Here is a 25,687-nt window from a genome sequence, read left to right on the forward strand (position 1 = left end):
TTTTGCTCAGCAAATTGTCGGGAACGTGTTCGAGGACAAAAAACGTTTTAGATTCACGCTATCATGCTGGAAGCGTTGGTTTTCAGGTGGTAGACTGACTCTCCTATTTGTTGTCAATTATTTATAGAGAATCTCAATGTTGAAGCTATACAACAGTCTTACCCGCCAAAAAGAGGAATTTAAGCCATTACAGCCAGGTAAAGTCGGCATGTATGTCTGCGGGGTTACCATTTATGATTTGTGTCATATTGGTCATGGACGTACGTTTGTTAGTTTTGACATGATCGTTCGGTATCTACGCTATAGCGGTTATGACGTTAACTTTCAGCGTAATATTACCGATGTCGATGACAAAATTATTAAGCGTGCAGCCGAAAACAACGAAAGCTGTGAATCATTAACAGAGCGTTTAATTGGTGAGATGCACCGTGATTTTGATGCGCTTAATATGAAGCGCCCAGATTTTGAGCCGCGTGCAACCTTGCATATACCAGAAATCATCGAGATGGTTGAGCGCCTTATTGAGCGTGAACACGCTTATATCGCAGATGATGGCGATGTACTCTTTAGTGTGTCATCTTTTCCTGAATATGGGCGTTTATCTGGTCAGAATTTAGATCAGCTGCAAGCGGGTGCTCGTGTTGAAGTAGATGAAAATAAGCGCGATCCTATGGATTTCGTATTATGGAAGATGTCAAAACCAGGCGAACCCACTTGGGACTCACCATGGGGACCTGGTCGCCCTGGTTGGCATATTGAATGTTCAGCAATGAACAGCAAGCATTTAGGTGAGCATTTTGATATTCACGGTGGTGGTTCAGATCTGCAGTTCCCACACCATGAAAATGAGATTGCCCAGTCTTGCTGTGCTCACGACACGCCTTATGTGAATTACTGGATGCACACAGGGATGGTGATGGTCGACAAAGAGAAGATGTCTAAGTCATTAAACAACTTCTTTACCATTCGTGACGTACTTGAACATTATGAACCGTCGACGGTTCGCTATTTTCTATTGTCGGGTCATTATCGTAGTCAGCTGAATTATTCTGAAGATAATCTCAAGCAGGCTAAAGCGGCATTAGAGCGTCTTTATACCGCACTAAAAGGTCTAGATTTAACGCTTGATGCGGCCCCTGCAGAAGAATTTGTCGCTAAATTTAAGGCGGCAATGGATGACGATTTCAATACACCAGAAGCCTATTCAGTATTATTTGATATGGTGCGTGAGATCAATCGCCTTAAGGTTGATGATATGGCGGCGGCTTCGGCGCTGGGTGTCAGTATGAAGCAGCTTGCCGATGTGTTGGGTATTTTGGACCAAGATGTCGATGCGTTTTTCAAGGGCGAGGGCAGTGACGATGAAGTTGCTCAAATTGAAGCATTGATTGCTGAGCGTAACCGCGCTCGTGCAGAGAAAGATTGGCCAGCAGCGGATGTGGCGCGCGATGGCTTAAATGCCCTAGGTGTTATCTTAGAAGATGGTCCAGAAGGCACGACTTGGCGCAAAAAGTAGTTAGCTCTGCTTGTTGAGTATAAATAAAAATGCCTGCGTGAGAGTGCAGGCATTTTTTATGCTGGTCGAAATTCGAAACTTATCTAGTCGTGATAGTTTTCGGCAGCATACAGGGTATTTTCAAGTAGGCTTGCAATCGTCATTGGCCCAACGCCGCCAGGGACTGGGGTAATGTGGCTAGCGTGCTCTGCTGCGATGTCATATTGCACATCACCAACGAGCTTTCCGTCGTCTAAACGATTAATGCCCACGTCGATAACAATAGCGCCGGGTTTAATCCAATCACCAGGAATGAAGTTGGGTTTGCCTACGGCAACGATAACTAAATCAGCGCGGCGGATCTTATCTTCAAGGTCGCGAGTAAATCGGTGACAGGTGGTTGTGGTGCAGCCCGCCAGCAGGAGTTCTAAGGTCATAGGACGGCCAACGATATTTGACGCGCCGACCACGACCGCATCTAGACCATAGGTATCGATACCCGTTGACTTAATTAATGTCATTATTCCCATTGGGGTGCAAGAGCGCAGTACTGGGATACGTTGTGCTAGACGGCCAACATTGTAGGGATGAAAACCATCGACATCTTTATCTGGGCGGATCCGTTCGATCACCTTTGATTCTTCAATATGCTTTGGCAGCGGTAGCTGAACTAAGATGCCATCGATTGCCGGATCGTTATTACACCGATCGATAAGCTCAAGCAGCGCAGCTTCACTCGTATCAGATGGTAGATCAAATGATTGGGATAAGAAGCCAACTTCTTCGCATGCACGTCGTTTACTACCAACATAAACTTGAGAGGCAGGATCTGCACCTACAAGTATTACGGCTAAACCGGGTACGCGTTGTCCAGCCTCTTTACGGGCGGCTATTTTCGCGGCTAACTGAGTTCGAATGGATTGGGCGATCGCTTTGCCATCGATTATTTGGGCTGTCATGGGGGTAGGAGTTCCTTTATATGGCGCGATAATAAAATCGGCGACATTTTAACAGGGGTGGTAGCCAGTGTCATTGATTTAGCTTTATAACAGACCGTTTTATAATAAGAATAATAATAGCGGCAGAGATTGCCTGTATTGAGGTGACCATTAAGCTCGTCATAGGTGAGGTATTAAAGATGAAACTTGCGCGCTAACGGGGCGGTTTGTATGATTTATTATCTGATAGATGTTAAATTAAGCATCTGAATGGCCTTTTCAAAAAAATCGTTGACGACTATTAAGTGAGGGGATAAGATGCGCTCCGTTCTCAACGAGACATGTAAGACCTTCGGTGATTAGCGCAGCCCGGTAGCGCATCTGGTTTGGGACCAGAGGGTCAGAGGTTCGAATCCTCTATCACCGACCAAATTTTTAGAGAGTGTGAAAACATTGTCTAGCCCAGTTAGGATATGAACCAAGTTCATAACGAGGCGCCCGTAGCTCAGTTGGATAGAGCATCCGCCTTCTAAGCGGATGGCCGCAGGTTCGAATCCTGCCGGGCGTACCAAACAGTGGTGATTGTAGCTCAGTTGGTAGAGCCCCGGATTGTGATTCCGGTTGTCGTGGGTTCAAGTCCCATCAGTCACCCCACTTCTTTTTAAGAAGAAAATAAAGAAAGCGACCTTGAGTCGCTTTTTTTACGTCTGTAATTCGAGCTTTGAGGCTCGACTATGCAGAAAACCGTGGCTATAATGTCGCGTCTTGATAAATTTCAACTATGTGCGACGACTGCCAAACCCAGTTACCAAGCCATTTTAGTCGTTTTTTTAGATCAAGAAACGAATACCTTAATAGTTGAATATTCGGCTATTACAAAAAGACGTTTGACATATTTCGAGGTAAAACAATGCAAGTTTCTGTAGAAACAACACAAGGTTTAGAACGCCGTCTAACTATTTCTGTTCCAGCTGAGCAGATCGAGAAAGCCGTTTCAGATAGTTTAAAAAATGAAGCTAAGCGCGCACGTATTCCTGGTTTTCGTCCAGGTAAAGTACCTGTAAGCGTGATCAATAAGCGTTACGGCACGGCTATTCGTCAAGAGATCACTGGTGAAGTGATGCAACGTAACTTTATCGAAGCCATTATCGCTGAGAAGTTAAACCCTGCTGGTGCACCTACTTTCGTTCCAGGCGAAACTGATGCTGAAAACTTCCAGTTTGTGGCTACATTCGAGATCTACCCAGAAGTAGAACTAAAAGGTCTAGATGCGATTGAAGTTGAACAGCCTAAAGCTGAAGTAACTGATGCCGATGTAGACGCGATGATTGAGACACTACGCAAGCAACATGCTACTTTCGAAGCTGTTGAGCGTGAAGCGGCTGATGGCGACAAGGCGAAAATAGATTTCGTTGGTTCTATCGACGGTGAAGAGTTCGAAGGCGGAAAAGCTGAAGATTTTGAACTTCAACTTGGTAGCGGCCGCATGATCCCAGGTTTCGAATCTGGTGTTGTAGGTCATAAAGCGGGTGAAGAGTTCGAAATCGACGTCACTTTCCCTGAAGATTACCACGCTGAAAACCTAAAAGGTAAAGTTGCGAAATTCGCAATCACCCTTAAAGAAGTTCAAGCGGCTAACCTTCCAGAAGTTAACGATGAGTTTGCTAAGTTATTTGGTGTTGTTGAAGGTGGCCTAGAGGCACTTAAAGCTGAAATCACTAAGAACATGAGCCGTGAACTTGAGCAAGCGCTTAAAGCTAACGTTAAAGATCAAGTGTTGAATGGTTTGCTTGAGCAAAATGAACTCGACCTACCAAAAGCTTTGATTGACGGTGAAGTGAATGTACTTCGTCAACAAGCTATGCAACGTTTTGGTCAGCAATCAGCTAACATGCCTGAACTACCAGCGGATCTATTTACCGAACAAGCAGAACGTCGCGTAAAAGTCGGTCTGCTTCTTGGTGAAGTGATTAAGACTAACGAGCTAAAAGCTGAAGACGATCGTGTACAAACATTGATCGCATCTATGGCTTCTGCATATGAAGATCCAAGTGAAGTTGTTGAGTATTACAACAGCAACCAAGAGATGATGCAGAATATGCGTAACGTTGCGTTAGAAGAACAAGCGGTAGAAGCCCTGCTAAAATCTGCGAAAGTGACCGAGAAAGATGTCAATTTCGAAGAATTTATGAACAAGGCTACCGGTCGCGCGTAACCTAAGCTTGACTTAAATGGCTATTAGCCATTTATAATGGCTCGTATGAGGCTCCTCATGCGAGCCATTTTTATTTAGGGAAGTTAACAATGCTAAATGCGCCAGAATCTGTACTGAATGCACTTGTCCCAATGGTTGTTGAACAAACAGCTAAAGGCGAACGCTCATATGATATTTATTCTCGTCTCTTAAAAGAGCGTGTCATCTTCTTAGTTGGCCAAGTTGAAGAACATATGGCGAATCTTATTGTGGCTCAGTTGTTATTTTTAGAGTCAGAAAGCCCAGATAAAGATATCTATTTATATATCAACTCTCCAGGTGGTTCCGTTACTGCTGGTATGGCGATTTATGATACAATGCAATTCATTAAGCCTAATGTTAGTACCGTTTGTATCGGTCAGGCTGCAAGCATGGGCGCATTCCTGCTAGCCGGTGGCGCTGAAGGTAAACGCCATTGTTTGCCTAACTCGCGAGTAATGATCCATCAGCCATTAGGTGGTTTTCAAGGACAGGCGTCTGATATCGCGATTCATGCGCAAGAGATCCTTGGCATTAAGAATAAATTAAATCAAATGTTAGCCGACCATACAGGGCAACCCTTAGAAGTTATCGAGCGTGATACCGATCGTGATAATTTCATGAGTGCTCAAGAGGCCGCAGCTTATGGTTTAGTTGACTCTGTGTTAGACAAACGAGGCTGATAATTGTCTATTGCTGAGCTATGATCAGTAAAAGGCCATAAGATGAATCATGCAGTGAGTGAAACTGCAAAAGAGGTAAAGTAATGGGCGATAACAAAAGCAACGGTGATAGCGGGAAACTGCTGTACTGCTCTTTTTGTGGAAAGAGTCAGCATGAGGTTCGTAAGCTTATTGCTGGTCCTTCAGTTTATGTATGTGATGAGTGTGTAGAGCTCTGCAACGATATTATCCGTGAAGAGATCAGAGAGATATCACCAAAGCAAGATCAAGATAGGTTGCCTACGCCACATGAGCTTAGAGCGCATCTTGATGATTATGTTATTGGGCAAGAGAAGGCTAAGAAAGTCTTATCTGTAGCGGTATACAATCACTATAAACGTTTGAAAAATGCGACACCTAAAGATGGTGTTGAACTCGGCAAGAGTAATATCTTGCTGATTGGTCCAACTGGTAGTGGTAAAACATTACTTGCCGAGACCCTTGCACGCTTTTTGAACGTCCCATTCACAATGGCTGATGCAACGACCTTAACCGAGGCTGGTTATGTCGGTGAAGATGTGGAAAACATCATTCAGAAGTTATTGCAAAAATGCGATTACGACGTAGAGAAGGCACAGCGTGGTATCGTTTACATCGATGAAATTGATAAGATCAGTCGTAAGTCGGACAACCCATCCATTACTCGTGATGTTTCTGGTGAGGGGGTTCAACAAGCACTGCTAAAGCTTATCGAAGGAACAGTCGCCGCTGTTCCTCCACAAGGTGGCCGTAAGCATCCTCAACAGGAGTTTTTACAGGTTGATACCTCTAAGATCCTTTTTATCTGTGGTGGTGCATTCGCAGGCCTAGAGAAAGTGGTTGAGCAACGCTCGCACGTGGGCTCTGGTATTGGTTTTGGCGCCGAAGTCAAAGGTGAAGCTGACAAAGCGACTATCTCAGATATGCTGATGCAAGTTGAACCCGAAGATTTGGTTAAGTACGGTTTGATACCAGAGTTTATTGGTCGTCTTCCTGTGCTTGCTACCTTATCTGAACTCGATGAAGCCGCACTTATTGAGATTTTATCTGCGCCAAAGAATGCACTGACTAAACAGTTTGCGGCACTTTTCGAAATGGAAGGTGTTGATCTTGAGTTTAGAGAAGATGCGTTGAAAGCGATTGCCATAAAGGCGATGACGCGTAAAACTGGTGCTCGAGGACTACGTTCCATCGTAGAAGGTATTTTACTTGATATCATGTATGACTTACCTTCATCGGAAAACGTCGCCAAAGTCGTTATTGATGAGTCAGTGGTTAACGGTGAATCAGAACCCATTTTGATTTTTGAGAACACCGAATCGCAAGCAGCGGTAGCCGAATAATAATTAGGCTAACGAAAGCGAAACTATGATTAAGGAGCCTAAAGGGCTCCTTTTTTTATTTTTGCCATTGAAACAGATCAATCTACCCCAATATACTCATTAATATTGTTAGCAAACGGAATCGAGCTATGACCTCAGAGCGTGAAGCGCGAATCGAACTCCCCGTACTGCCACTGCGAGACGTGGTGGTGTATCCCCATATGGTTATTCCCCTATTTGTTGGACGGGAAAAATCTATTCGTTGTTTAGAAGCAGCGATGGAGCAAGACAAGCAGATAATTTTAGTGGCCCAGCGCGATGCTGAATTAGATGAACCGACTAGTGACGACATCTTTGAAGTTGGTACCGTTGCCTCTATTTTACAGCTGCTTAAGTTACCTGACGGCACAGTTAAAGTGTTAGTCGAAGGCGGCCAACGTGCTCGTATTCACAAGTACACCCAAGAAACTGAGTATTTTGTTGCTACAGCAGAGTACCTAGATTCAGAACAGCTCGTTGACAAAGAAGAGGAAGTGCTTGTTCGTTCGGCAATTGGCCAATTCGAAGGTTATATCAAGCTGAACAAGAAGATCCCGCCAGAGGTATTAACTTCATTATCGGGTATCGATGAAGCTGCGCGTCTTGCTGATACCATGGCTGCACATATGCCGCTTAAGCTTGAAGACAAGCAAACCGTTCTCGAGATGATTAATGTTTCAGAGCGTCTTGAATACTTAATGGCCATGATGGAGTCTGAAATCGATTTGCTACAAGTCGAGAAGCGTATTCGCTCTCGGGTTAAGAAGCAGATGGAAAAGAGCCAGCGTGAGTATTACCTTAATGAGCAGATGAAGGCGATTCAAAAAGAGTTGGGGGATATCGATGAGTCCCATGACGAATTTGAAACCTTAGCTAAGAAGATTGACGAAGCTGGCATGCCAAACGAGGCGAAGGATAAGGCAACAGCTGAGCTCAATAAGCTTAAGATGATGTCGCCAATGTCTGCTGAAGCGACTGTGGTGCGCAGCTACGTTGATTGGATGATTTCTGTGCCTTGGAAGCAACGCTCTAAAATTAAGCGTGATTTAGCCAAGGCGCAAGACGTGCTCGATACCGATCATTTTGGCCTTGAGAAGGTCAAGGAACGCATTTTAGAGTATCTAGCGGTACAAAGCCGAGTTAAGCAGCTTAAAGGGCCTATCCTTTGTTTAGTTGGACCACCAGGTGTGGGTAAAACGTCTCTTGGTCAGTCTATCGCTAAGGCGACAGGACGTAAGTATGTGCGAGTTGCGTTAGGCGGCGTGAGAGATGAGGCGGAGATCCGTGGTCATCGTCGTACTTATATCGGCTCAATGCCCGGTAAAGTGATCCAGAAGATGTCAAAAGTCGGCGTTAAGAATCCACTATTCTTACTCGATGAAATAGATAAAATGAGCTCAGATATGCGTGGCGACCCAGCATCGGCACTACTTGAGGTGTTAGATCCTGAGCAAAATGCAACCTTTAGCGACCACTATTTAGAGGTTGACTACGATCTGTCGGACGTCATGTTTGTCGCTACATCCAACTCGATGAATATCCCAGGGCCTTTATTAGACCGTATGGAAGTGATTCGTCTATCGGGTTACACGGAAGATGAAAAGCTGAATATTGCTAAGCAGCACTTGCTACCTAAGCAGATTGAGCGCAACGGCCTCAAAGCCAGCGAAGTGACTGTCGATGATAGTGCCATTATCGGTATTATTCGTTACTACACTCGTGAAGCTGGCGTGCGTTCACTTGAGCGTGAATTGTCGAAAATTTGCCGTAAAGTGGTGAAGAAGATCTTACTCGACAAGTCGGTTAAACATGTCGATGTAAACCAAGAGAACTTGAAGTCCTTCCTTGGCGTACAGCGCTGCGATTACGGAAAAGCAGAGTCGAATAACCAAATTGGGCAAGTGACGGGCCTAGCATGGACTGAAGTCGGTGGCGATCTACTCACCATTGAAGCGACCTCGGTTCCAGGTAAGGGCAAGCTGACTTATACAGGGTCACTTGGCGATGTGATGCAAGAGTCGATTCAGGCTGCAATGACAGTCGTTAGGGCACGAGCCGAGCAGCTGGGGATTAACCCTGATTTTTATGAGAAGCGTGATATTCATGTGCACGTTCCTGAAGGTGCGACCCCTAAAGATGGTCCTTCAGCTGGCGCAGCCATGTGTACTGCACTCGTTTCTAGCCTTACGGGTAATCCGGTGCGGGCCGATGTAGCCATGACCGGTGAAATTACCTTGCGCGGTGAAGTATTACCGATCGGTGGACTAAAAGAGAAGCTACTCGCAGCCCATAGAGGTGGGACTAAACTAGTGCTTATTCCAAAAGAGAATGAGCGAGATTTAGAGGAGATCCCTGCAAATGTGGTGGCCGATCTCGAGATAAGACCCGTGCGTTGGGTGGAAGAAGTACTTGAATTGGCTTTAGAACGACCAATTGAAGGCTTCGAAGTTGTTAAAAATTTGGTCTAACGCAAGAAAATGCCCATTTGCATTAAAAAAAGTGCAAAAAGGGGCTTTTTAAAATCGTAACCTGTGGTAGCCTAGGTCGGTGGATAGCTTTTTAGCTACAGGCCTTGGCGCTACTGGTTTTGAGCTTATTCCAATTTTATTTCTTAGGTTTTCCTATTTGGCTTGAACTTTAGTATCAAGCTTGTTATAAAAAGCCTCCGCAGACCGCTCTAGAGAAGGATTTGGTTGCGGCGCAAAAATTAAATTCAAGGGGATGACATGAACAAATCTGAACTAATCGAGAAAATCGCTTCTGGTGCTGACATTTCTAAAGCGGCTGCTGGCCGTGCTCTAGATTCTTTTATTTCTGCTGTGACTGATGGTCTAAAAGAAGGCGATAAAATTTCTCTAGTTGGTTTTGGTACTTTTGAAGTTCGTCAACGTGCAGAGCGTACTGGTCGCAACCCACAGACGGGTAAAGAGATCAAGATTGCAGCGGCAAATATTCCTGCATTCAAAGCAGGTAAAGCACTTAAAGACGCTGTAAACTAAGACATACTTAGTCAAGGTGGCCTTTGTAAACCTTATAAGTAGAATGATAAGCACTGTTTAGACAGTGCTTTTTACGAGTGAGTGTTTTGGTAATGATGCTTTCATTATCATGCCGTTGGCCTAACTTACCCAAAGAGTAAACTAGGTCTGACAATTTACAAGAATGGCGCATCCTACATAGTGATGCGCCTTTTTATTTTTAATGCAACGAGCGAGAAGTCTGATGTTAGAAAAGATTCGCGAAGGCTCACAAGGCGTGATTGCAAAAAGCATTCTCGTTATTGTAATACTGTCCTTTGCTTTTACTGGTGTGAGTAGCTATTTAGGTTCATCGACAGAGCCTAGTGCTGCAACAGTAAACGGCGAAGAGATCAGCAAATCGGCGTTAGAGCAAGCCTATCAAAGCGAGCGTGCGAGATTAGAGCAACAATTAGGTGAAATGTACGCTGCACTAGCCAGTAACGAGAGTTATTTAGCGAGTGTTAAGCAAAGCGTTTTAGAGCGTTTGGTTGGTGATAAACTGGTAGACCAAACGGCTGCAGATCTTGGCTTGACTGTTTCTGATGAGCAGATCAAAAATGCCATCATGAATGAGCCAGCGTTTCAAGTTGATGGCATATTTAATAATGACAGATATCTGGCGCTAATTCGTCAACTGGGTTATCAAGCTAATAGCTTCCGCGATATGATGCGTGCCGATATGACTCGTCGTCAGCTTGTTGTATCACTTGTTGGTTCTGAATTTGTACTACCTGGTGAAGCTAACTATCTAGCCCAGATCCAAGGTCAAACTCGTGATATCCGTTATCATGTTGTCGATGCGACTCCGTTTCTTGAGCAAGTTACCGTATCTGATGAAGAAACGAATACCTATTATCAAGCGAATCAAAATCAATTTGTTCGCCCAGAAACAGTATCACTCGATTACCTTGAGCTGAATTCCTCTGACATAGCGAGTGCAATAGCGGTGTCTGATGAAGAAGCGCAGACCTATTATGATGAAAACAAAGCTCAGTACGTCAAAGCTGAGAAGCGTCTTGCTGGTCATATTCTGGTTAATCTAGGTGACGATGAGGCTGCTGCTAAAGCCAAAGCTGAGGCTATCTACGCCAAGCTGCAAGCGGGTGAAGACTTTGCTGCATTAGCTAAAACCGATTCTGATGACACCTTTAGCGGCGAGCAGGGTGGTCAACTCGATTGGTTTGAGCAAGGTGTTATGGAGCCTGCTTTCGATACCGCCCTATTTGGTTTAGCACAAGGAGAGTATTCACCAGTCATTAAGACGAGTTTTGGTTATCACATCGTTAAATTACTCGATGTACAACCAAGTTCTACTGCGCCATTTAGCGATGTCAAAGATAAGATCATCACACAGTTGATGAATAAAAAGTCTGTTGATCAGTTTTATGGCTTACAGCAACGCCTTGCTGATGTCAGTTATGAAGTGCCTGATACTTTAGCTGAAGCGTCTAAGGAAGTCGGCGTTCCAGTGAAGACCAGTCCTGTATTTTCTCGAGATAATGCGCCAGAGCTATTCAGTTCACCTGAAGTGCTTAAAGCCGCTTTCTCTAATACTGTGTTACTCGATGGTATGAATAGCGATGTTATCGAGCTTGGTCCTAATCATGTGATTGTGGTTCGAGTTAATACTCATACCGCAGCGGGTACCTTAAGCTTAGATGAAGTTAAAGCCTCTATTGTAGAGCGTCTAAAACAGGATAAGGCGAATGAGCTTGCTCGTGAGAGTGCGCAAGCTATGATGACTGCGATTAAGGGTGGAGATACTTCTGCTGAACTTACCCTTCATACTAAGTTAACTCGTTTCGATCAGTCTGTTGATACTGGCATTGTGAATAAAACCTTTGAGATGGCCCAACCTGCAGGTGATGACTTAGTGGTTGATACTGCTTCTCTGGCTAATGGTTATGCGGTTATCGTGTTAGACAAAGTGAATGCCGCTGAAGGTGTTGATGAGAATCTTGTTAATGCCTTAAAGCAACGTCTTAATTCTCAGTACAGTGAAAATGATTACCGTGCTTTGATAAGCTTACTAAAGGCTAAAGGTGAAGTGGTTTATACTCCAGCCGAAGAGTAATCGCTAAGCAACGACAGTTTAGAGTTAAGAAAGCCAGCGTTAATCCGCTGGCTTTTTTATGGCTGCAATGGGTATTAAAAAAGTGTTTGTGTAGTCGCAGGGTTAATACCAATTAGTATAAGAAAGTGATCTCCCCTGCGTGTTTTTTTGGCAACTAATTCAAGGCGAATGGTCGATGGAATGGTTGCTCTCTTGTGAGGCCGTTCAACGCAGAAGTAGGAAGTCAAAAACACGCCTAACAGGCGAATTTGTGTTAACGAGTTTGACCCTAGTTCAACTATGCTCTTCACTCGTTGCAATCAACAGGATCTAGCATGTTCCAGACATACTTAAGGCATTCCTTCCATCGCTGGCGGTCAGATGTTGTGAATGCCCTTAATGCACGACTAAAGGGATTTTTAGGAGGTAGGGTAACGCATGGAGCCGTTACCGAGGATGCTAGAGCCGAGGAGCATTGCTTCATAAGCGCTAAATTCTCGTTGAGCGTCAAATCTTTATACTGATAGGCATAAAAAAGCCACGATAATTATCGTGGCTTTTAACGTATGTTTAGCGTAGTAAGAGCAGGTATTAAATCTGCTCTACATCGAACTGCACATCAGGGTTAACATCGGCTTCGTAGTCAACCGAGTCGATTCCGAAACCAAATAGTTTCAAAAACTCTTCTTTATATTCACGATAATCGGTGAGTTCACTTAAGTTTTCAGTGGTCACTTGCGGCCATAGATCACGACAATGTAGTTGGATCTCTTCTTTAAGCTCCCAGTCATCTAAGCGCAGACGGTTGGCGTCATCAACTTGCGGTGCGACGCCATCGGCGCGGAATAGACGTTCATTGAACATACGGTTAATCTGTTCTTGGCATCCTTCATGAAGACCTTCTTCGCGCATCTTCTTAAATACCATTGCAATATATAACGGCATTACAGGAATCGCTGAACTCGCTTGAGTTACTACGCTCTTTAGTACCGCTACGTTAGCGCTTCCGCCTGTTGTTGACAGCTTGTCATTTAGTGCGTTAGCGGCTCGGTCTAGATCCATCTTTGCCTTGCCTAACGCGCCATGCCAATAAATAGGCCATGTTAGCTCGGTGCCGATATAGCTGTAGGCTACGGTCTTACAATTGGGTGCGAGTACGCCAGCGTCGGCTAAAGCATTGATCCAAAGTTCCCAATCTTCTCCACCCATAACGGTAACAGTATCTTGGATCTCCTGTTCGCTAGCGGGTTCAACACTGGTTTCAATGATAAGATCTTTGTTGGTATCGACCGCGGTCGCCGTATAAGTCTCACCAATAGGTTTAAGTGAAGAGCGGATCAGCTCGCCTGAGTCAGGCAGTTTTCGAACTGGCGATGCGAGAGAGTAGACCACCATATCGACCTGACCGAGATCTTGCTTAATAATGTCAATCGCACGCTGTTTTGCTTCGTGGCTAAATGCATCGCCATTTAAGCTTTTAGAATATAAGCCTGCTTGTTTGGCAAATTTATCAAATGCTGCTGAGTTATACCAACCCGCAGTACCTGGTTTAGTTTCTGTACCGGGTTTTTCAAAAAAGACGCCGAGGGTTGCTGCATTGCTACCAAAGGCAGCGGCGATGCGTGAAGATAGTCCATAGCCACTTGAAGAGCCGATCACTAGTACTTTTTTCGGACCGTTGTTAACTGGGCCTTTTGCTTTGGTAATATTGATTTGCTCAAGTACATTTGCTTCACAGCCGACCGGATGAGTGGTAGTACAAATAAAGCCACGTGTTTTGGGTTTGATTATCATGTTTCTGCTTCTCTTGAAAAAGTGCCATAAGGATAATTAAACCAAGATGAAATGGCACATGTTTTTTAATTATTAGGCATATAAGCCACAGTGGTTGGAGCAGTTTAGCGTTTATAGGAGAACATAGTTTGCTCCTGAATGAGTCGCTGAGTGTATTCGTGTTGCGGCGAATTGAATAGCTTTTCAGTTGTCGCCTTTTCGACCATTTTACCTTGGTGGAGTACCATTATCTTGTCGCTGAAATGGCGGATAATATTCATATTGTGAGATACAAAAATATAAGAGAGTCCCATCTCTTGTTGCAGTTTGAGTAATAGATTCAAAATTTGCGATCGTACCGAGAGGTCGAGTGCTGTTAATGCTTCATCGGCAATGATGATTTTAGGGTTAAGCATTAATGCTCGCGCCACCGCAACGCGCTGTTTCATCCCTTCGGAGATCATGTGAGGATAGAAATCGGCATGTTCTGGCAATAATCCCACTTTTCTCAAACGATCGATCACTTGAGTGCGACGTGCGTGTTTATCTAAATCGGTGTTAAACCTCAGCGGTTCATCGAGCAGCTCACCGACAGTAATACTGGGGTTTAGTGACGTATTTGGGTCTTGAAAGATCATTCGTATTAGTTTGCAGCGCTGTTTGAGGTTGCGACTTTCAAGCACTTCGCCCTCAAATTGGATTTCACCGCCGGTGCGCTCTTCTGCGCCAACTAATATCCTTGCAAGGGTACTTTTACCTGAGCCTGTTTCGCCCACGATCGCAAGGGTTTCACCGCGATTGAGCTCAAAAGAGATAGGCTCAAGCGCATGGTTGTATTGGCGCTTAAAACCTTTGTAGCCAGCAAAGAAGGTTTTGCTGAGCTGATTAACTTTTAGTAAGGGGCTCGTCATTGCATGGCTCGCTATGGTAAGGGAAGTGGCACGCAAAATAGCGGTCTTTTTGGTGGCATAGATTTGGCTGATTAACGCAGTGCTTCTGTGCTTGAGGGCATCGTGGACCTAACCGACACCCTATGGGGAGATGCTGTAGTGCTGGGGCGGACCCTGGCAGAGTATTCATCATGGTTTTATGGTGCTCAGGATTTGAGTAATCAGGAATGTTATCCAGTAGCGCCTTGGTATAGGGATGATAAGGCTGAGCTATCACCTCCGCAGTTGGCCCCGATTCCATTATCTGGCCGCTATACATAACCGATAACCGGTCGCACCATTGAGACAGGGTTTCAAGCTCGTGACTGATAAGTAAAATCGATACATTTTGCAGCTGATTAAGTTTGCTCAATAGGCGAAATATCTGTGCCTGAGTTCGTACTTCCATGGAGTTGGTGGGTTCATCCGCGATAAGTAATCGTGGCTGATTTGCAACGGCGATAGCAATCATCACTTTTTGGCATTCTCCATCGGAAAGCTCCCAAGCGTAACTAGACATCACTTTTTGCGTCTCTTTAATACCAACCTTATGCAACCATTGCTGGGCTTTGACTCGCTTATCTTTGTCTCTTTTCCACCAGGGGATGGTTTTATTCTCTGGCATGGCTTCGACTATTTGAACACCGACTGAAATCGTCGGATCTAGGCTGCTTATTGGGTCTTGGAAGATCATCGCCATCTCACTTCCCATTAATACTCGCCGCTGTTGCGAGCTCATATCCATTAAGTTTTGACCATCCCACATCATACGGTCGGCCTGTATCGTCCAATTGTGTCCAGGAATTCCTAATATCGCCCTAGCTAACAGAGAGCGCCCAGAACCCGACTCACCAACAAGACCGTGGATTTCACCTGGATTGATGGTTAAGCTGACTCGCTCTAACGCCTTAACACGACCATGGGGGGTGTCTAGTTCGATAGTGAGGTTTCTAATATCGAGTAATGGCATCTATGATTCTCATTAATGACGAATAGGTGACAGTGCTGAGCGTAACCCATCACCAACTAAATTAATGGCTAAAACACTGCAAAAAATCGCCACGCCGGGAATGGAGACGGTCCATGGTGCGGTGAGCAAGTTATCCATACCTTGAGAAACCATAGCTCCCCATTCAGGGCTTGGTGCTTGAGCGCCAAGATTTAAGAAGCCCAGTGCGGCAATGTCGAGAATGGCAGCAGAGATCCCTAAGGTGGTTTGAATGATCATAGTGTCCAAAATGTTTGGCAAAATGACATACCAGAAAATTTGCAGTGGGTTAGCACCATCGAGTCTTGCGGCGGTGACATACTCTTTCTGTAGTTCTTCATGAACGGCTTGATGGATAGCCCTAACAAATTGTGGGGTGAGGGCGATACCCACCGCCCAAAATACATTCCCAAGACCTGGGCCTGTCACTGCAACTACCAGTATTGCCATTAATAGAGAGGGAATTGACAGCAGAGCATCTAGTAGGTGGCTGAGCAAGCTAGATTTTAGTCCTTTCATCATGCCGGAGATTGATCCAATGATGAAGCCGAAGATAAGGGCGGTTGCAACGATTCCTAGCGCCATGCCAAAGGTAAGATGAGCGCCATGTAGCAGCCTACTAAAGATATCGCGACCAAGATCATCTGTGCCTAAAAAGTGCTCAACGGTACCAGCAGGGTCCCAGGAGGGCGCAAGCAGCAGGGCATGAGGATCTTGGTGCTCCGGCGCGTAGGGGGCGATTAGCGGGCCGAAAATCGCCAGCAGAATAAGTGAACAGACGGCCCAGAGACCCGCAAAGGCAAAAGGGTTGTCTGTGAAGGCATTCCAAATTCGACTCAGTGGCGAGGGGATATGATCCTCTTGGTATATTTTAATTTGAGGCATAGAGTTCTTTCCTGCTAATGGGATTGAGTGCCGTATGCATCACTTCAATAAGTATACTCAAAAAGATGATAATCAAGGCTACCGCCAAGATACCGCCTTGGATAACGGTATAATCACGCTGATAGATCCCTGATACTAACCAGGCGCCAACACCGGGCCAGCTGAAAATCACTTCGACAACAATCGCGTAACTGGCAAATGCGCCGAGCATTAAGCCCAGATTTTTTAATACAGGAATAAAAGCGTTGGGTAAGGCATGACGTAAGACAATAGTTGAGGTATGCAACCCTCTGGCTTCTGCCGCCTTGATATAAGTTTTTTCCATAATGGATATCATGGCACTGCGGGTGATCCGCACAACCACGGTAAAGGGGAGAACAGCAAGAGTCACCGCCGGTAGAATAATATGCAGGAGAGCATCAATGAAAGCTGACATCGCATATTGTGAATTTGACATCAGGGTATCAATCAATAGAAAACCTGTGACAGGTTTTATCTCATATAACAGGTTTATCTGCCCTGAAATGGGTAACCAACCAAGATGCACGCCAAACCATAATGAGAGGCTTAAACCTAACCAGAACACTGGAATTGAGTATCCCGTTAGCGTTATTGCCATAATCGTGTGTTGAGTGATTTTATTTTTACTGAGTGATGCTAAGACACCTAATGGAATACCTAAGAATAAGGCGATAAATCCTGCAACAAAACCTAATTCAAAACTGGCTGGCAATACTGCTGATAGTTCATCGACAACAGGATTTTGCGAGGTGAGTGAAATCCCTAAATTACCCGATAAACGTTGTTGTAAATAGGCAACAAATTGACTAAAGGCGTTACCATCAAGCTCATAATCGGCTGTCATGGTAATGACATCCGTTGCACTGGGGGAATGTATTCCCGTTAAAGCAACGGTCCTTTCTACTGGAAATTTACTCATCGCAATAAACATAACGATGAATAAGATCAAAGATGTGGCTAAAAACAGGTTTAAACGCCGAATAAGGTAGCGAATCATTGCTTAGACTCCTCTAAGACAGGAACTTGCTGCAAAACCTTGTCGGTATTGGTGAAAGAGATACCACCAAAAGGAGTCAATTTTGCTTGGATGACCTGCTTTTGCTTTACTACCGAACGCGTGGCATGGGCAAACGGAAGTAGAGGAACTTGTTGAGCAAGGCGCTGTTCTGCTTGTTGATAGAGCGCTGCCCGTTTTTCTCGGTTAGTCGTCGATTTTGCTGCATTGAGAATTACGTCAAATTGCGGATCACACCAGCGAGATCGATTACTATTCGAGTTCGCCGATGCACAGCTTAATATTGGGGTAAAGAAATTATCGGGGTCACTATTGTCAGCGTTCCAACCAATAAGTACAGAGTCATAGCTGTGCTTACTCAACTTGTGGTTAAACACACTCCAATCATAGGTGACAATATTCACTTTGACACCAATATGCGCTAAATCAGCTTGGATTAGCTCAGCCGTTTTATGGGCATTGGGGTTGTATATCCGCGCCACGGGCATTGCCCATATATCTATGCTAAGGTCTTTTACTCCAGCCTCTTCTAGTAGTTCGCGAGCTTTTTCTGGGTTGTAATCAATTAGGCTTTCGTTCATTGAATAAGCCCAAGAGAGAGGGGGAAGTATGCCGACAGCTTCAACCGCCGTCTTTTGGTAAACAGCTCTGAGAATATTATCTTTATCAATAGCATGGGCTAACGCTCTGCGAACCCGAACATCATTGAGTGGGATGCGCTCGGTATTAAAAGCCCAAAAAGCGACGTTAAATCCAGGTAAGGAGTCGACTTCTAAATCATCTTTGTCGATGACAACTTGAAGCTCTCCAGCCTTTGGAAGTGCTGAAATATTACAATCGCCAGTGATTAGCTTCGCCAGTCGAGTGGTACTTTTGGGGGTAATGTCGAAAACCAGTTGTTCGACGTTAGGAGTGGCACGCCAATAATGATGATTGCGATAGTAGCGGATAAAGTCGTTTTTAACATAGTCGACCAATCTAAATGGACCGGTGCCAATAGCGAGTTTGTCTAACAGATCTGGCTCACCTGCTTGATATAAATTATCTGCATATTCTTGGGATAGTATCACCGCAAAACCCGTTGCAAGATTCGATAAAAAAGAGGCATCTTTCTGCTTCAGATGGAATGCGACACGGTAGTCATCGATTTTCTCAATATTATCGATAAGCTCGGTAAAACCAATACTTTCGAAGAATGGATAACCTGTTTTTGAGACAAAGTGATAGGGGTTGCTATTGTCGATAATACGATTAAATGAAAACAGCACATCGTCGGCATTAAAATTTCTCGACGGGGTAAAACGGGCTGAATGATGAAATTGTACGCCTGTTCTTAGCTCAAATGTATACACCTTTTCATCATCGCTGATGGTCCAAGATGTTGCTAATGCAGGGATCATCTCTCCAGACTTAGCGTCATAATCGACTAACCCATCATAGATTTGCTGTGAAGTTGCATCGACTGTGGTGCCCGAGGTTACGAGTTGGGGATTGAATGACTCTGGGTTACCTTCTGAGCAATACACTAGGCCAGAAGGTACACGAGTTGGACCACAGGCTGTCAACAGGGGGACTATGCAGCAAATTACTGAACCGAATGTGAGACGCTTTAACCGCTCTTTCATCAATAGATGTAATAGTTGTTTGAATGAAGAGGGTTATTTTAACAGCGCTATAGAGTTAGGAGCAAACATCATCTGCCCCTAGTTGGATTTATTTATCTAATAAATTGTATTTTTTCAAAATGCCCCGTAGTTGATGATAACTAAGGCCGAGCAGTTCCGCGGTCTTCTTCTGATTATATTGACCCACTTCGAGGGCTTTTTTCAGCAAGATAACCTCTTGGCTCTCGCAATGCTCTTTAAAATCCAAGGGAAAACTAATATTGTTATCACTGGTTGAATTTAGTGTAGGAGTGCAAGTTTCTGCCGTCGCAATTGGCGCTGAAACTGTGTCTTCGACTTGGGTTTGACGAGACTTGGTTTTCACTCTTTGGGTTGGGCGATAGGGAGACGCAAAGGGGTCTATTACAATGCTGTCAATGGCCGTATGGAGATCAGTGTTGCGATAAACACTGCGCTCTACCACGTTTTTTAGCTCACGAATATTTCCTGGCCAATTGTACTCCATTAACTGCTCAACGGCGTTGGAGGTAAATCCGTCGAACAGTTCATGTTTCAACTGTCTTGCCATACCGATGGCAAAATACTCAGCCAAGGGCATAATATCTTCGCGGCGATGCCTTAAAGGAGGTAAGGTGATCACATCGAAGGCTAATCTGTCTAATAGATCGGCTCTAAATTCCCCTGCTTGTGCTAATGAGGGCAGATCTTCGTTGGCCGCACACACTAAGCGCACATCAGTCTGAACTGTCTTGCTACCACCGACGCGCTCAAATTCACCATATTCAATCACGCGCAGCAGCTTCTCTTGAATAAGACCAGAAGTATTGGCAAGCTCATCTAAAAATAGCGTGCCCCCGTCTGCGCGCTCAAAACGACCTTCATGTTTCTTGTTTGCCCCTGTAAACGCGCCTGCGTCATGGCCGAACAGTTCACTTTCGAGTAAGTTTTCACTCAATGATGAACAGTTAAGTTTGATAAAGCTTTGATCCCAGCGTTTAGACAGATAATGTAAACGCTCGGCAATTAACTCTTTACCGGTACCACGCTCACCAATAATGAGAACAGGCTTTGACAAAGGCGCTATTTTTGAAACATGCTCTAAGACTTCCAACAGCGCATTAGATTGGCCAATGAGATTATCTTGTTTAAATTGAGTCGCCACAGTAATTTTTAGTCTTTCACGCTAATAATTGGTGAAAATAATAATATGTGCCTTGTGTGTTAAAATAAAGAAAAAGTTAAAATAATGTTTAAGTGTATGTATATTCAGGGTTTGCAAAAGTTGGCATGCTAAATGTATTAACCTTAGCGAAACCAACGTAAATTTAGAGGACAGTATTATGGGAATTTTCTCTCGCTTCGCAGATATCATTAACTCGAATATCAGCGCATTACTCGATAAGGCTGAAGATCCAGAAAAAATGGTTCGCCTTATTATCCAAGAAATGGAAGATACTTTAGTTGAAGTACGTTCAACTTCTGCCAAGGTACTTGCAGAGAAGAAGGAGATCCTTCGTCGTATCGCTAAGGTTCAAGAACAAGTACAAGATTGGCAAAGTAAAGCGGAACTGGCTTTATCAAAAGATCGTGAAGATTTGGCTAAAGCAGCGCTACTTGAAAAGCAGAAAGCAAGTGAACTGGCCGCGACTCTTGAACATGAACTCGTAGTTGTTGAAGAGCAGATCGCTCGATTGAAAGAGGAAGTAAACCTTCTTCAGGAAAAACTAGCCGATGCCAAGGCTCGTCAGAAGACTATCATTATGCGTAAGCAGACAGCTTCTTCTCGTTTAGAAGTAAAGCGTCAGCTAGATTCAAGTAAAATTGATAGCGCCATGAGTAAGTTTGAGCAGTATGAACGTCGTGTCGAAGGCTTAGAGTCTCAAGTCGAAGCCTATGACTTAGGAAACCAGAAAACGCTTAATGATGAGTTTGCTGCCTTGGAAGCTGAAGATTCAGTGACGGCTGAACTTGAAGCCCTTAAAGCGAAAGTCAAAGCGAGCAACGCGAAAAAGCAAACTAAATAACAACGATTCAGAGGTGAGTTATGGATATGGACGTATTAATAGCCCCGATTATTATCTTTATGATAGTGGTGGCGCCCATCTGGCTAATTCTACATTATCGTAGTAAGCGCCAAGTGAGCCAGGGACTCACTGAAGAAGAGTTTACTCAGCTCAATGAGTTAATCGGCAAAGCTGACAAGATGGCCCAACGCATTGAAACATTGGAAGCGATTTTGGATAGCGAGGCCCCGCAATGGAGGAATCGAGATGAGCGAATCTAGTGGACGACCCTTATATCGAATTCCCGAGTCAGGAAAGATAGCCGGAGTATGTGCAGGGATCGCAGATTACTTCAACTTTGAAACCTGGTTAGTTAGAGTGGTGGCAGCGTCAATATTCTTGCTTGGGGGATCGGGGATCATCTTCATCATCTATGTACTACTTTGGATGATATTAGATATCAAACCCGGCAGCGCAAAAAACAAGCAACAGCATAAAGAGATAGAAGTGAAGAAAAAGGTTTGGCAAGCAGGAGAGCCTGCCAAAGCGGCATTAAGGGATGTGAGCAGTCAATTTAGAAACTTAGAGATAAGGTTGCAAAATCTTGAACGTCACGTGACATCCGATAGCTTCGATCTCAAAAGAGAGATCAATAATCTTTAATCCTTTCAATGGGCGGCTTATACCGCCCTTTAACATATCTAAGATCTAGGTTATGAACTCATTTAACCGTTCGCTTAAAAAGCTTTCTTCTCAATCCAAATCATTGGTCAAACGGACGACAGACAATCATATTCGATTAGCTGTAACGGGCTTATCTGGCGCGGGTAAAACGGCGTTTATTACCGGACTGGTTAATCAGCTGCTGCACAGCGGTATAGGTGGCAAGCAGAACTCATTACCGCTTTGGCAGGTTGCTCGAGATGAACGCTTATATGGTGTTAAACGGGCGATGCAACCGGATATGACCATTGCGAGTTTTGACTATGAAGGAGCGATGGCTGCATTGTGCTCTGATGAGCCTAACTGGCCTGAATCTACCAGAAATATTAGTGAATTGCGGTTAGCAATCCGTTATCAGCCGAACAAAGGCTTGAGGGCAAAGTTTACCGATAGTGCGATACTTCATCTCGATATTGTCGATTACCCTGGTGAATGGTTACTCGATCTACCTATGCTCAAGTTGAGCTATCAGCAATGGTCTGCAAAGCAATTTTCGCGGGCATCAATATTATCCCTGAGCGAATATTATCAGCCGTTTATTAACGCATGTTCTGGGATAGAGCTGTCATCGGTCGCAGATGAACAGCAGCTAAAAATGATTGCTAAGCTGTATCAGCAGTTGTTGAACGATAGCGTTGCATCCCACGGTTTTTACAATGCGCAGCCTGGACGAATGCTGTTGCCGGGAGAGCTGGTCGATACGCCTATTTTGGCTTTTTTCCCGTTGCTGGGTATTAATCAGGCGCAAATTCAAACATTAGAAGAAAGCCCAAAGGGCTCTTATTATCATGTCCTTAAAAAGCGCTACCAGAGTTATGTCTCTGAGGTGGTAAAGCCCTTTTATCGTGATTATTTTGCAAAGTTTGATAGGCAAGTTGTACTCGTCGATTGCTTTACCCCACTTAATCGGGGCAAGGCGCAGTTTGAAGATATGAAAGCGGCTATCGATGGCATTATGGCGAGCTTTAATTTTGGCCAATCAAGCTTGTTAAAAAGGTTATTCTCCCCGCGCATCGATAAATTACTGTTTGCCGCGAGTAAGGTCGATCATATTACTCGCGATCAGCAGGGTAACGTCCTGTCTTTGCTGACCCTATTGGTTAAACACAGTCAGCAGCATGCGCAATTTGAAGGCTGTGACGTTGAGGTGATGGCGATTAGTGCGATTAAGGCAACGGCGCATGGCATGGTTCAAAGTGGCGCAAAGCAAGTTGAAGTCGTAAAGGGATGTGAGCTGGCGACGCGAAAAGAGGTCACACTATTTCCAGGAGAGGTGCCAAAGCAGTTACCTCAAGCCTCATTTTGGCAGCAACAGGGGTTCGAATTTGTTAATTTCTCGCCGCCACTATCGACGGCAACACTTGCGGACCCACAATTTGAACACATTAGGCTAGATCATTTATTACAGTATTTAATCGGCGATAAGCTTAGATAGTATTTCTAAGATCACTCGATTTAGTGATAGGTTAAAAATGACAAAAACATCGAGAACAATTGAAAAAAAACAGGTATTTGAACAAGAATCAGCGCTCTCCTCCTCGCCGCTTTTAGGCGCAAAACACTTTGATGACGCTGCCTTGATAGTCGAGGTGAATGAAACAACTGAAGATGAGCTAGAGCAGTTATTGGATGCTAAGGATACCTTTTCTAACGGATTTAAACCGACTAAGCAACGTCGCTGGTCATGGTTGGCCAAAGTCGCCATTTTGGGGATAGGTGCCATTATAATTAGCGAAACGATATTGTCCTTGATGGATGCATGGCAGCACAGTCCTTGGTTGTTTGGTCTATATGGCGGTGTTACCGCTGTGGTCACACTATGGGCCAGCCGTATCGCATTTGGTGAATGGCGCCAGCTAAAACGGTTACGTGGTGTTGAAGAGGCGCAGCAGGTAAGTGGTCGCTTAGCCTTAAGCATGCAAATTGGCGAAGCAGATCCTTTTATTGATAATATTTTGAGGAAATTACCTGACGACATCATCACCACTCAATATCGTGAATTGGTAAGAGAGGATCATAACGATGCTGAGCGTGTGTTGTTATTCGAGTCATCGGTGTTAAGCCAAATTGATATTAAAGCTAAGAAGTTAGTTCACCGCTATGCGACAGAATCTGCGCTCCTATTAGCAGCAAGTCCTATTGCGGTATTGGATATGGCCATTATTTTGTGGCGCAATCAAAAGATGATCCGCGATTTAGCCAAATGCTACGGTATAGAACTCGGTTATTGGAGCAGAGTTAAGCTTATTCGGTCAGTGATTGCTAACATCATCTATGCTGGCACGACAGAAGTCGTCACAGATATTGGTACTCAGTTATTGTCATTAGAATTGTCAGGAAAAATCTCTGCTCGCATGGCGCAAGGGCTTGGCGGCGGTCTGTTGACCGCTCGGCTAGGGTACCAAACTATGGCCCTTTGTCGTCCGGTGGTGTTTAGTGCTGAGGCTAGGCCAAAGCTGACGAAAATACATTCTGCGTTATTGGGGGAGTTAAAAGATTTTTCGCTTTCGGCCCTAGGCAAAACCCGTTCACGTAACAAAGATTTTACATCTGGGTAGGGCTTAATTCTTATCTATAGGTTTACTCCGAAGCGCTAAAAGGTTCATGGTAGGTAACCGCTCACATTCACTCCTAACAATAACAGTGAGCGACGACCTCGGAGAATTTATATGCAAGAAAAATGGAAGCTTGCCACTAAAGTTGTTCACGCTGGGCACCAGCGTAATGGACATGGTGCGTTAGTCTCGCCCTTATACCAATCGGCGACTTTTGTATTCGATAGTGCTGAGCAGGGAGGTGCTCGTTTTGCTGGTGATCAGGAGGGCTATATCTATACCCGTCTTGGTAACCCGACTACGGCTGAGTTAGAGCGGAAAATTGCAGCACTTGAAGGTAGCGATGCCGCCGCCGCGACGGCCTCTGGTATGGCAGCTGTTTCTGCCGCATTGCTGGCGAATTTAAATGCTGGTGATCACCTTGTTGCTTCGAAAGCTGTCTATGGCTGTACCTATGCGCTGATGACTGAGCAATTACCTAAGTTTGGTATCGAAGTGAGTCTAGTCGATTTTTGCGATATGGCGGCGGTGGCTGATGCCATTCAAGCGAATACCAAAGCACTATTTTGTGAGACTCCAGTTAATCCTCACCTCGATGTTTATGATCTATCTATAATGGCTAATATAGCTAAACAACATGGTGTGGTGAGTATCGTTGACAATACGTTTATGACGCCGTTATTGCAGCGTCCACTGCTGTTTGGCATCGATATGGTGATTCATAGCGCGACTAAATACCTTAACGGTCATGGCGACGTAATTGCCGGGCTAGTCTGCGGCACAGAGGAGATGATCCATAAGGTTAAGTACGAGATATTGAAAGACTTTGGTGGCGTATTGTCTCCCCATGATGCCTGGCTTATCCTTCGAGGGTTAAAAACCTTGGATGTTAGGCTTATGAGGCATTGTGACAGCGCCCAACAGATCGCAGAATATCTAGATGCGCATCCTAAGGTGGCTAAGGTTTACTATCCGGGTTTGCCTCATCATCAAGGATACAAGTTGCTAGGTAAACAGATGCTTAGAGCTGGTGGCGTTATTGCTTTTGAGCTCAACACGAGTTTGGAGGGAGCTATCGCATTTGTTAACCATCTAAAGATGTTTACCATAGCGGTAAGTTTGGGGGATGCAGAATCATTAATCCAGCACCCGGCATCGATGACGCATTCGCCTTATTCACCTGAAGAGCGCCAAGCTGCGGGGATCAGTGACAATTTATTACGTATCTCTGTTGGCCTAGAAGCGGTAGACGATATTATTAGTGATCTGCAGCAGGGTTTCGATTCATTATCTTAAAAATCTGCAGCTATAACAGACTTGGCTCCGGGAACACCTGAGCCAAGTCTTATTACGTTTTTGGATGCTAATT

General features: G+C 44.6%; 21 protein-coding genes and 3 tRNA genes. 16 read left to right on the forward strand and 8 right to left on the reverse strand.

Annotation, left to right across the window (positions count from 1 at the left end; genetic code table 11):
- Positions 1-136 precede the first annotated feature (136 nt).
- Positions 137-1,516, forward strand: a complete 1,380-nt coding sequence (gene cysS / locus K0I73_RS06755; RefSeq protein WP_220063729.1) for a cysteine--tRNA ligase — start codon at positions 137-139, stop codon at positions 1,514-1,516.
- A gap of 83 nt (positions 1,517-1,599) precedes the next feature.
- On the opposite strand, the gene folD is transcribed toward cysS, so the two are convergent.
- Positions 1,600-2,454, reverse strand: a complete 855-nt coding sequence (gene folD, locus K0I73_RS06760) for a bifunctional methylenetetrahydrofolate dehydrogenase/methenyltetrahydrofolate cyclohydrolase FolD (protein ID WP_220063730.1) — start codon at positions 2,452-2,454, stop codon at positions 1,600-1,602.
- Positions 2,455-2,786: 332 nt separating this feature from the next.
- Here folD and K0I73_RS06765 point away from each other — a divergent pair.
- From K0I73_RS06765 to K0I73_RS06805, 9 genes are all read left to right on the forward strand, one after another.
- Positions 2,787-2,863 (forward strand) — tRNA-Pro (locus K0I73_RS06765).
- A gap of 64 nt (positions 2,864-2,927) precedes the next feature.
- A tRNA-Arg gene (locus tag K0I73_RS06770) sits at positions 2,928-3,004 on the forward strand.
- Between the two features lie 7 nt (positions 3,005-3,011).
- A tRNA-His gene (locus tag K0I73_RS06775) sits at positions 3,012-3,087 on the forward strand.
- A gap of 256 nt (positions 3,088-3,343) precedes the next feature.
- Positions 3,344-4,648 (forward strand): trigger factor, encoded by a 1,305-nt coding sequence (gene tig, locus K0I73_RS06780; protein WP_220063731.1) that lies wholly within the window; start codon positions 3,344-3,346, stop codon positions 4,646-4,648.
- 89 nt (positions 4,649-4,737) lie between these two features.
- Positions 4,738-5,349 carry an ATP-dependent Clp endopeptidase proteolytic subunit ClpP gene (gene clpP, locus K0I73_RS06785; protein WP_220063732.1) on the forward strand — a complete coding sequence of 204 codons (612 nt, stop codon included), beginning with the start codon at positions 4,738-4,740 and terminating at the stop codon, positions 5,347-5,349.
- A gap of 83 nt (positions 5,350-5,432) precedes the next feature.
- Positions 5,433-6,710 (forward strand): ATP-dependent protease ATP-binding subunit ClpX, encoded by a 1,278-nt coding sequence (gene clpX, locus K0I73_RS06790; RefSeq protein ID WP_220063733.1) that lies wholly within the window; start codon positions 5,433-5,435, stop codon positions 6,708-6,710.
- Positions 6,711-6,838: 128 nt separating this feature from the next.
- Positions 6,839-9,196, forward strand: a complete 2,358-nt coding sequence (gene lon / locus K0I73_RS06795; protein ID WP_220063734.1) for an endopeptidase La — start codon at positions 6,839-6,841, stop codon at positions 9,194-9,196.
- Positions 9,197-9,454: 258 nt separating this feature from the next.
- Positions 9,455-9,727: a nucleoid-associated protein HU-beta gene (hupB, locus tag K0I73_RS06800; RefSeq protein ID WP_220063735.1), complete on the forward strand. Its 273-nt coding sequence runs from the start codon at positions 9,455-9,457 to the stop codon at positions 9,725-9,727.
- A 223-nt stretch (positions 9,728-9,950) separates the two neighbouring features.
- Complete coding sequence (locus K0I73_RS06805) at positions 9,951-11,822, forward strand: SurA N-terminal domain-containing protein (protein ID WP_220063736.1); 1,872 nt, start codon at positions 9,951-9,953, stop codon at positions 11,820-11,822.
- A gap of 570 nt (positions 11,823-12,392) precedes the next feature.
- On the opposite strand, the gene fabV is transcribed toward K0I73_RS06805, so the two are convergent.
- From fabV to pspF, 7 genes are all read right to left on the reverse strand, one after another.
- Positions 12,393-13,595, reverse strand: coding sequence for an enoyl-ACP reductase FabV (gene fabV, locus K0I73_RS06810; RefSeq protein ID WP_220063737.1), 1,203 nt, complete (start codon positions 13,593-13,595; stop codon positions 12,393-12,395).
- 104 nt (positions 13,596-13,699) lie between these two features.
- The gene (locus tag K0I73_RS06815) at positions 13,700-14,485 is read right to left on the reverse strand and encodes a peptide ABC transporter ATP-binding protein (RefSeq protein ID WP_220063738.1); all 786 of its coding nucleotides are present in this window, start codon (positions 14,483-14,485) and stop codon (positions 13,700-13,702) included.
- Positions 14,460-15,473 (reverse strand): peptide ABC transporter ATP-binding protein, encoded by a 1,014-nt coding sequence (locus tag K0I73_RS06820; protein WP_220063739.1) that lies wholly within the window; start codon positions 15,471-15,473, stop codon positions 14,460-14,462. The genes K0I73_RS06815 and K0I73_RS06820 overlap by 26 nt, the downstream gene beginning before the upstream one ends.
- A 12-nt stretch (positions 15,474-15,485) precedes the next feature.
- A complete protein-coding gene (locus tag K0I73_RS06825) occupies positions 15,486-16,376 on the reverse strand; it encodes an ABC transporter permease subunit (protein ID WP_220063740.1) in 891 nt (296 codons plus the stop codon).
- On the reverse strand, positions 16,363-17,394 hold the full coding sequence (locus K0I73_RS06830) for an ABC transporter permease (RefSeq protein ID WP_220063741.1): 1,032 nt from the start codon (positions 17,392-17,394) through the stop codon (positions 16,363-16,365). The genes K0I73_RS06825 and K0I73_RS06830 overlap by 14 nt, the downstream gene beginning before the upstream one ends.
- On the reverse strand, positions 17,391-19,037 hold the full coding sequence (locus tag K0I73_RS06835; protein ID WP_220063742.1) for an ABC transporter substrate-binding protein: 1,647 nt from the start codon (positions 19,035-19,037) through the stop codon (positions 17,391-17,393). Before K0I73_RS06835 ends, K0I73_RS06830 begins: the two co-directional genes overlap by 4 nt.
- A gap of 88 nt (positions 19,038-19,125) precedes the next feature.
- Entirely contained in the window at positions 19,126-20,199 is a 1,074-nt protein-coding gene (pspF, locus tag K0I73_RS06840) for a phage shock protein operon transcriptional activator (protein WP_220063743.1), read from the reverse strand.
- A gap of 178 nt (positions 20,200-20,377) precedes the next feature.
- On the opposite strand from pspF, the gene pspA reads away from it, so the two are divergent.
- The 6 genes from pspA to K0I73_RS06870 all read left to right on the forward strand — a co-directional run bounded on the left by pspA (position 20,378) and on the right by K0I73_RS06870 (position 25,614).
- A complete protein-coding gene (gene pspA, locus K0I73_RS06845; RefSeq protein WP_220063744.1) occupies positions 20,378-21,061 on the forward strand; it encodes a phage shock protein PspA in 684 nt (227 codons plus the stop codon).
- 20 nt (positions 21,062-21,081) lie between these two features.
- Positions 21,082-21,321, forward strand: coding sequence for an envelope stress response membrane protein PspB (pspB, locus tag K0I73_RS06850; protein ID WP_220063745.1), 240 nt, complete (start codon positions 21,082-21,084; stop codon positions 21,319-21,321).
- Positions 21,308-21,703 (forward strand): envelope stress response membrane protein PspC, encoded by a 396-nt coding sequence (gene pspC / locus K0I73_RS06855; RefSeq protein ID WP_220063746.1) that lies wholly within the window; start codon positions 21,308-21,310, stop codon positions 21,701-21,703. The genes pspB and pspC overlap by 14 nt, the downstream gene beginning before the upstream one ends.
- Positions 21,704-21,755: 52 nt before the next feature.
- A complete protein-coding gene (locus tag K0I73_RS06860) occupies positions 21,756-23,198 on the forward strand; it encodes a YcjX family GTP-binding protein (RefSeq protein WP_220063747.1) in 1,443 nt (480 codons plus the stop codon).
- Positions 23,199-23,235: 37 nt separating this feature from the next.
- On the forward strand, positions 23,236-24,321 hold the full coding sequence (locus tag K0I73_RS06865) for a YcjF family protein (protein ID WP_220063748.1): 1,086 nt from the start codon (positions 23,236-23,238) through the stop codon (positions 24,319-24,321).
- A 111-nt stretch (positions 24,322-24,432) separates the two neighbouring features.
- Complete coding sequence (locus K0I73_RS06870; RefSeq protein ID WP_220063749.1) at positions 24,433-25,614, forward strand: trans-sulfuration enzyme family protein; 1,182 nt, start codon at positions 24,433-24,435, stop codon at positions 25,612-25,614.
- The last annotated feature ends 73 nt before the right edge of the window (positions 25,615-25,687 follow it).

Source organism: Shewanella mesophila (assembly GCF_019457515.1).
In the GTDB taxonomy this organism is placed as follows: Bacteria; Pseudomonadota; Gammaproteobacteria; order Enterobacterales; family Shewanellaceae; genus Shewanella; species Shewanella mesophila.

Excerpts from the sequence above, each read along its gene's own strand:
- cysS (WP_220063729.1), top strand. The coding sequence starts at position 137 with ATGTTGAAGCTATACAACAGTCTTACCCGCCAAAAAGAGGAATTTAAG.
- folD (WP_220063730.1), bottom strand. The coding sequence starts at position 2,454 with ATGACAGCCCAAATAATCGATGGCAAAGCGATCGCCCAATCCATTCGA.
- tig (WP_220063731.1), top strand. The coding sequence starts at position 3,344 with ATGCAAGTTTCTGTAGAAACAACACAAGGTTTAGAACGCCGTCTAACT.
- clpP (WP_220063732.1), top strand. The coding sequence starts at position 4,738 with ATGCTAAATGCGCCAGAATCTGTACTGAATGCACTTGTCCCAATGGTT.
- clpX (WP_220063733.1), top strand. The coding sequence starts at position 5,433 with ATGGGCGATAACAAAAGCAACGGTGATAGCGGGAAACTGCTGTACTGC.
- lon (WP_220063734.1), top strand. The coding sequence starts at position 6,839 with ATGACCTCAGAGCGTGAAGCGCGAATCGAACTCCCCGTACTGCCACTG.
- hupB (WP_220063735.1), top strand. The coding sequence starts at position 9,455 with ATGAACAAATCTGAACTAATCGAGAAAATCGCTTCTGGTGCTGACATT.
- K0I73_RS06805 (WP_220063736.1), top strand. The coding sequence starts at position 9,951 with ATGTTAGAAAAGATTCGCGAAGGCTCACAAGGCGTGATTGCAAAAAGC.
- fabV (WP_220063737.1), bottom strand. The coding sequence starts at position 13,595 with ATGATAATCAAACCCAAAACACGTGGCTTTATTTGTACTACCACTCAT.
- K0I73_RS06815 (WP_220063738.1), bottom strand. The coding sequence starts at position 14,485 with ATGACGAGCCCCTTACTAAAAGTTAATCAGCTCAGCAAAACCTTCTTT.
- K0I73_RS06820 (WP_220063739.1), bottom strand. The coding sequence starts at position 15,473 with ATGCCATTACTCGATATTAGAAACCTCACTATCGAACTAGACACCCCC.
- K0I73_RS06825 (WP_220063740.1), bottom strand. The coding sequence starts at position 16,376 with ATGCCTCAAATTAAAATATACCAAGAGGATCATATCCCCTCGCCACTG.
- K0I73_RS06830 (WP_220063741.1), bottom strand. The coding sequence starts at position 17,394 with ATGATTCGCTACCTTATTCGGCGTTTAAACCTGTTTTTAGCCACATCT.
- K0I73_RS06835 (WP_220063742.1), bottom strand. The coding sequence starts at position 19,037 with ATGAAAGAGCGGTTAAAGCGTCTCACATTCGGTTCAGTAATTTGCTGC.
- pspA (WP_220063744.1), top strand. The coding sequence starts at position 20,378 with ATGGGAATTTTCTCTCGCTTCGCAGATATCATTAACTCGAATATCAGC.
- pspB (WP_220063745.1), top strand. The coding sequence starts at position 21,082 with ATGGATATGGACGTATTAATAGCCCCGATTATTATCTTTATGATAGTG.
- pspC (WP_220063746.1), top strand. The coding sequence starts at position 21,308 with ATGAGCGAATCTAGTGGACGACCCTTATATCGAATTCCCGAGTCAGGA.
- K0I73_RS06860 (WP_220063747.1), top strand. The coding sequence starts at position 21,756 with ATGAACTCATTTAACCGTTCGCTTAAAAAGCTTTCTTCTCAATCCAAA.
- K0I73_RS06865 (WP_220063748.1), top strand. The coding sequence starts at position 23,236 with ATGACAAAAACATCGAGAACAATTGAAAAAAAACAGGTATTTGAACAA.
- K0I73_RS06870 (WP_220063749.1), top strand. The coding sequence starts at position 24,433 with ATGCAAGAAAAATGGAAGCTTGCCACTAAAGTTGTTCACGCTGGGCAC.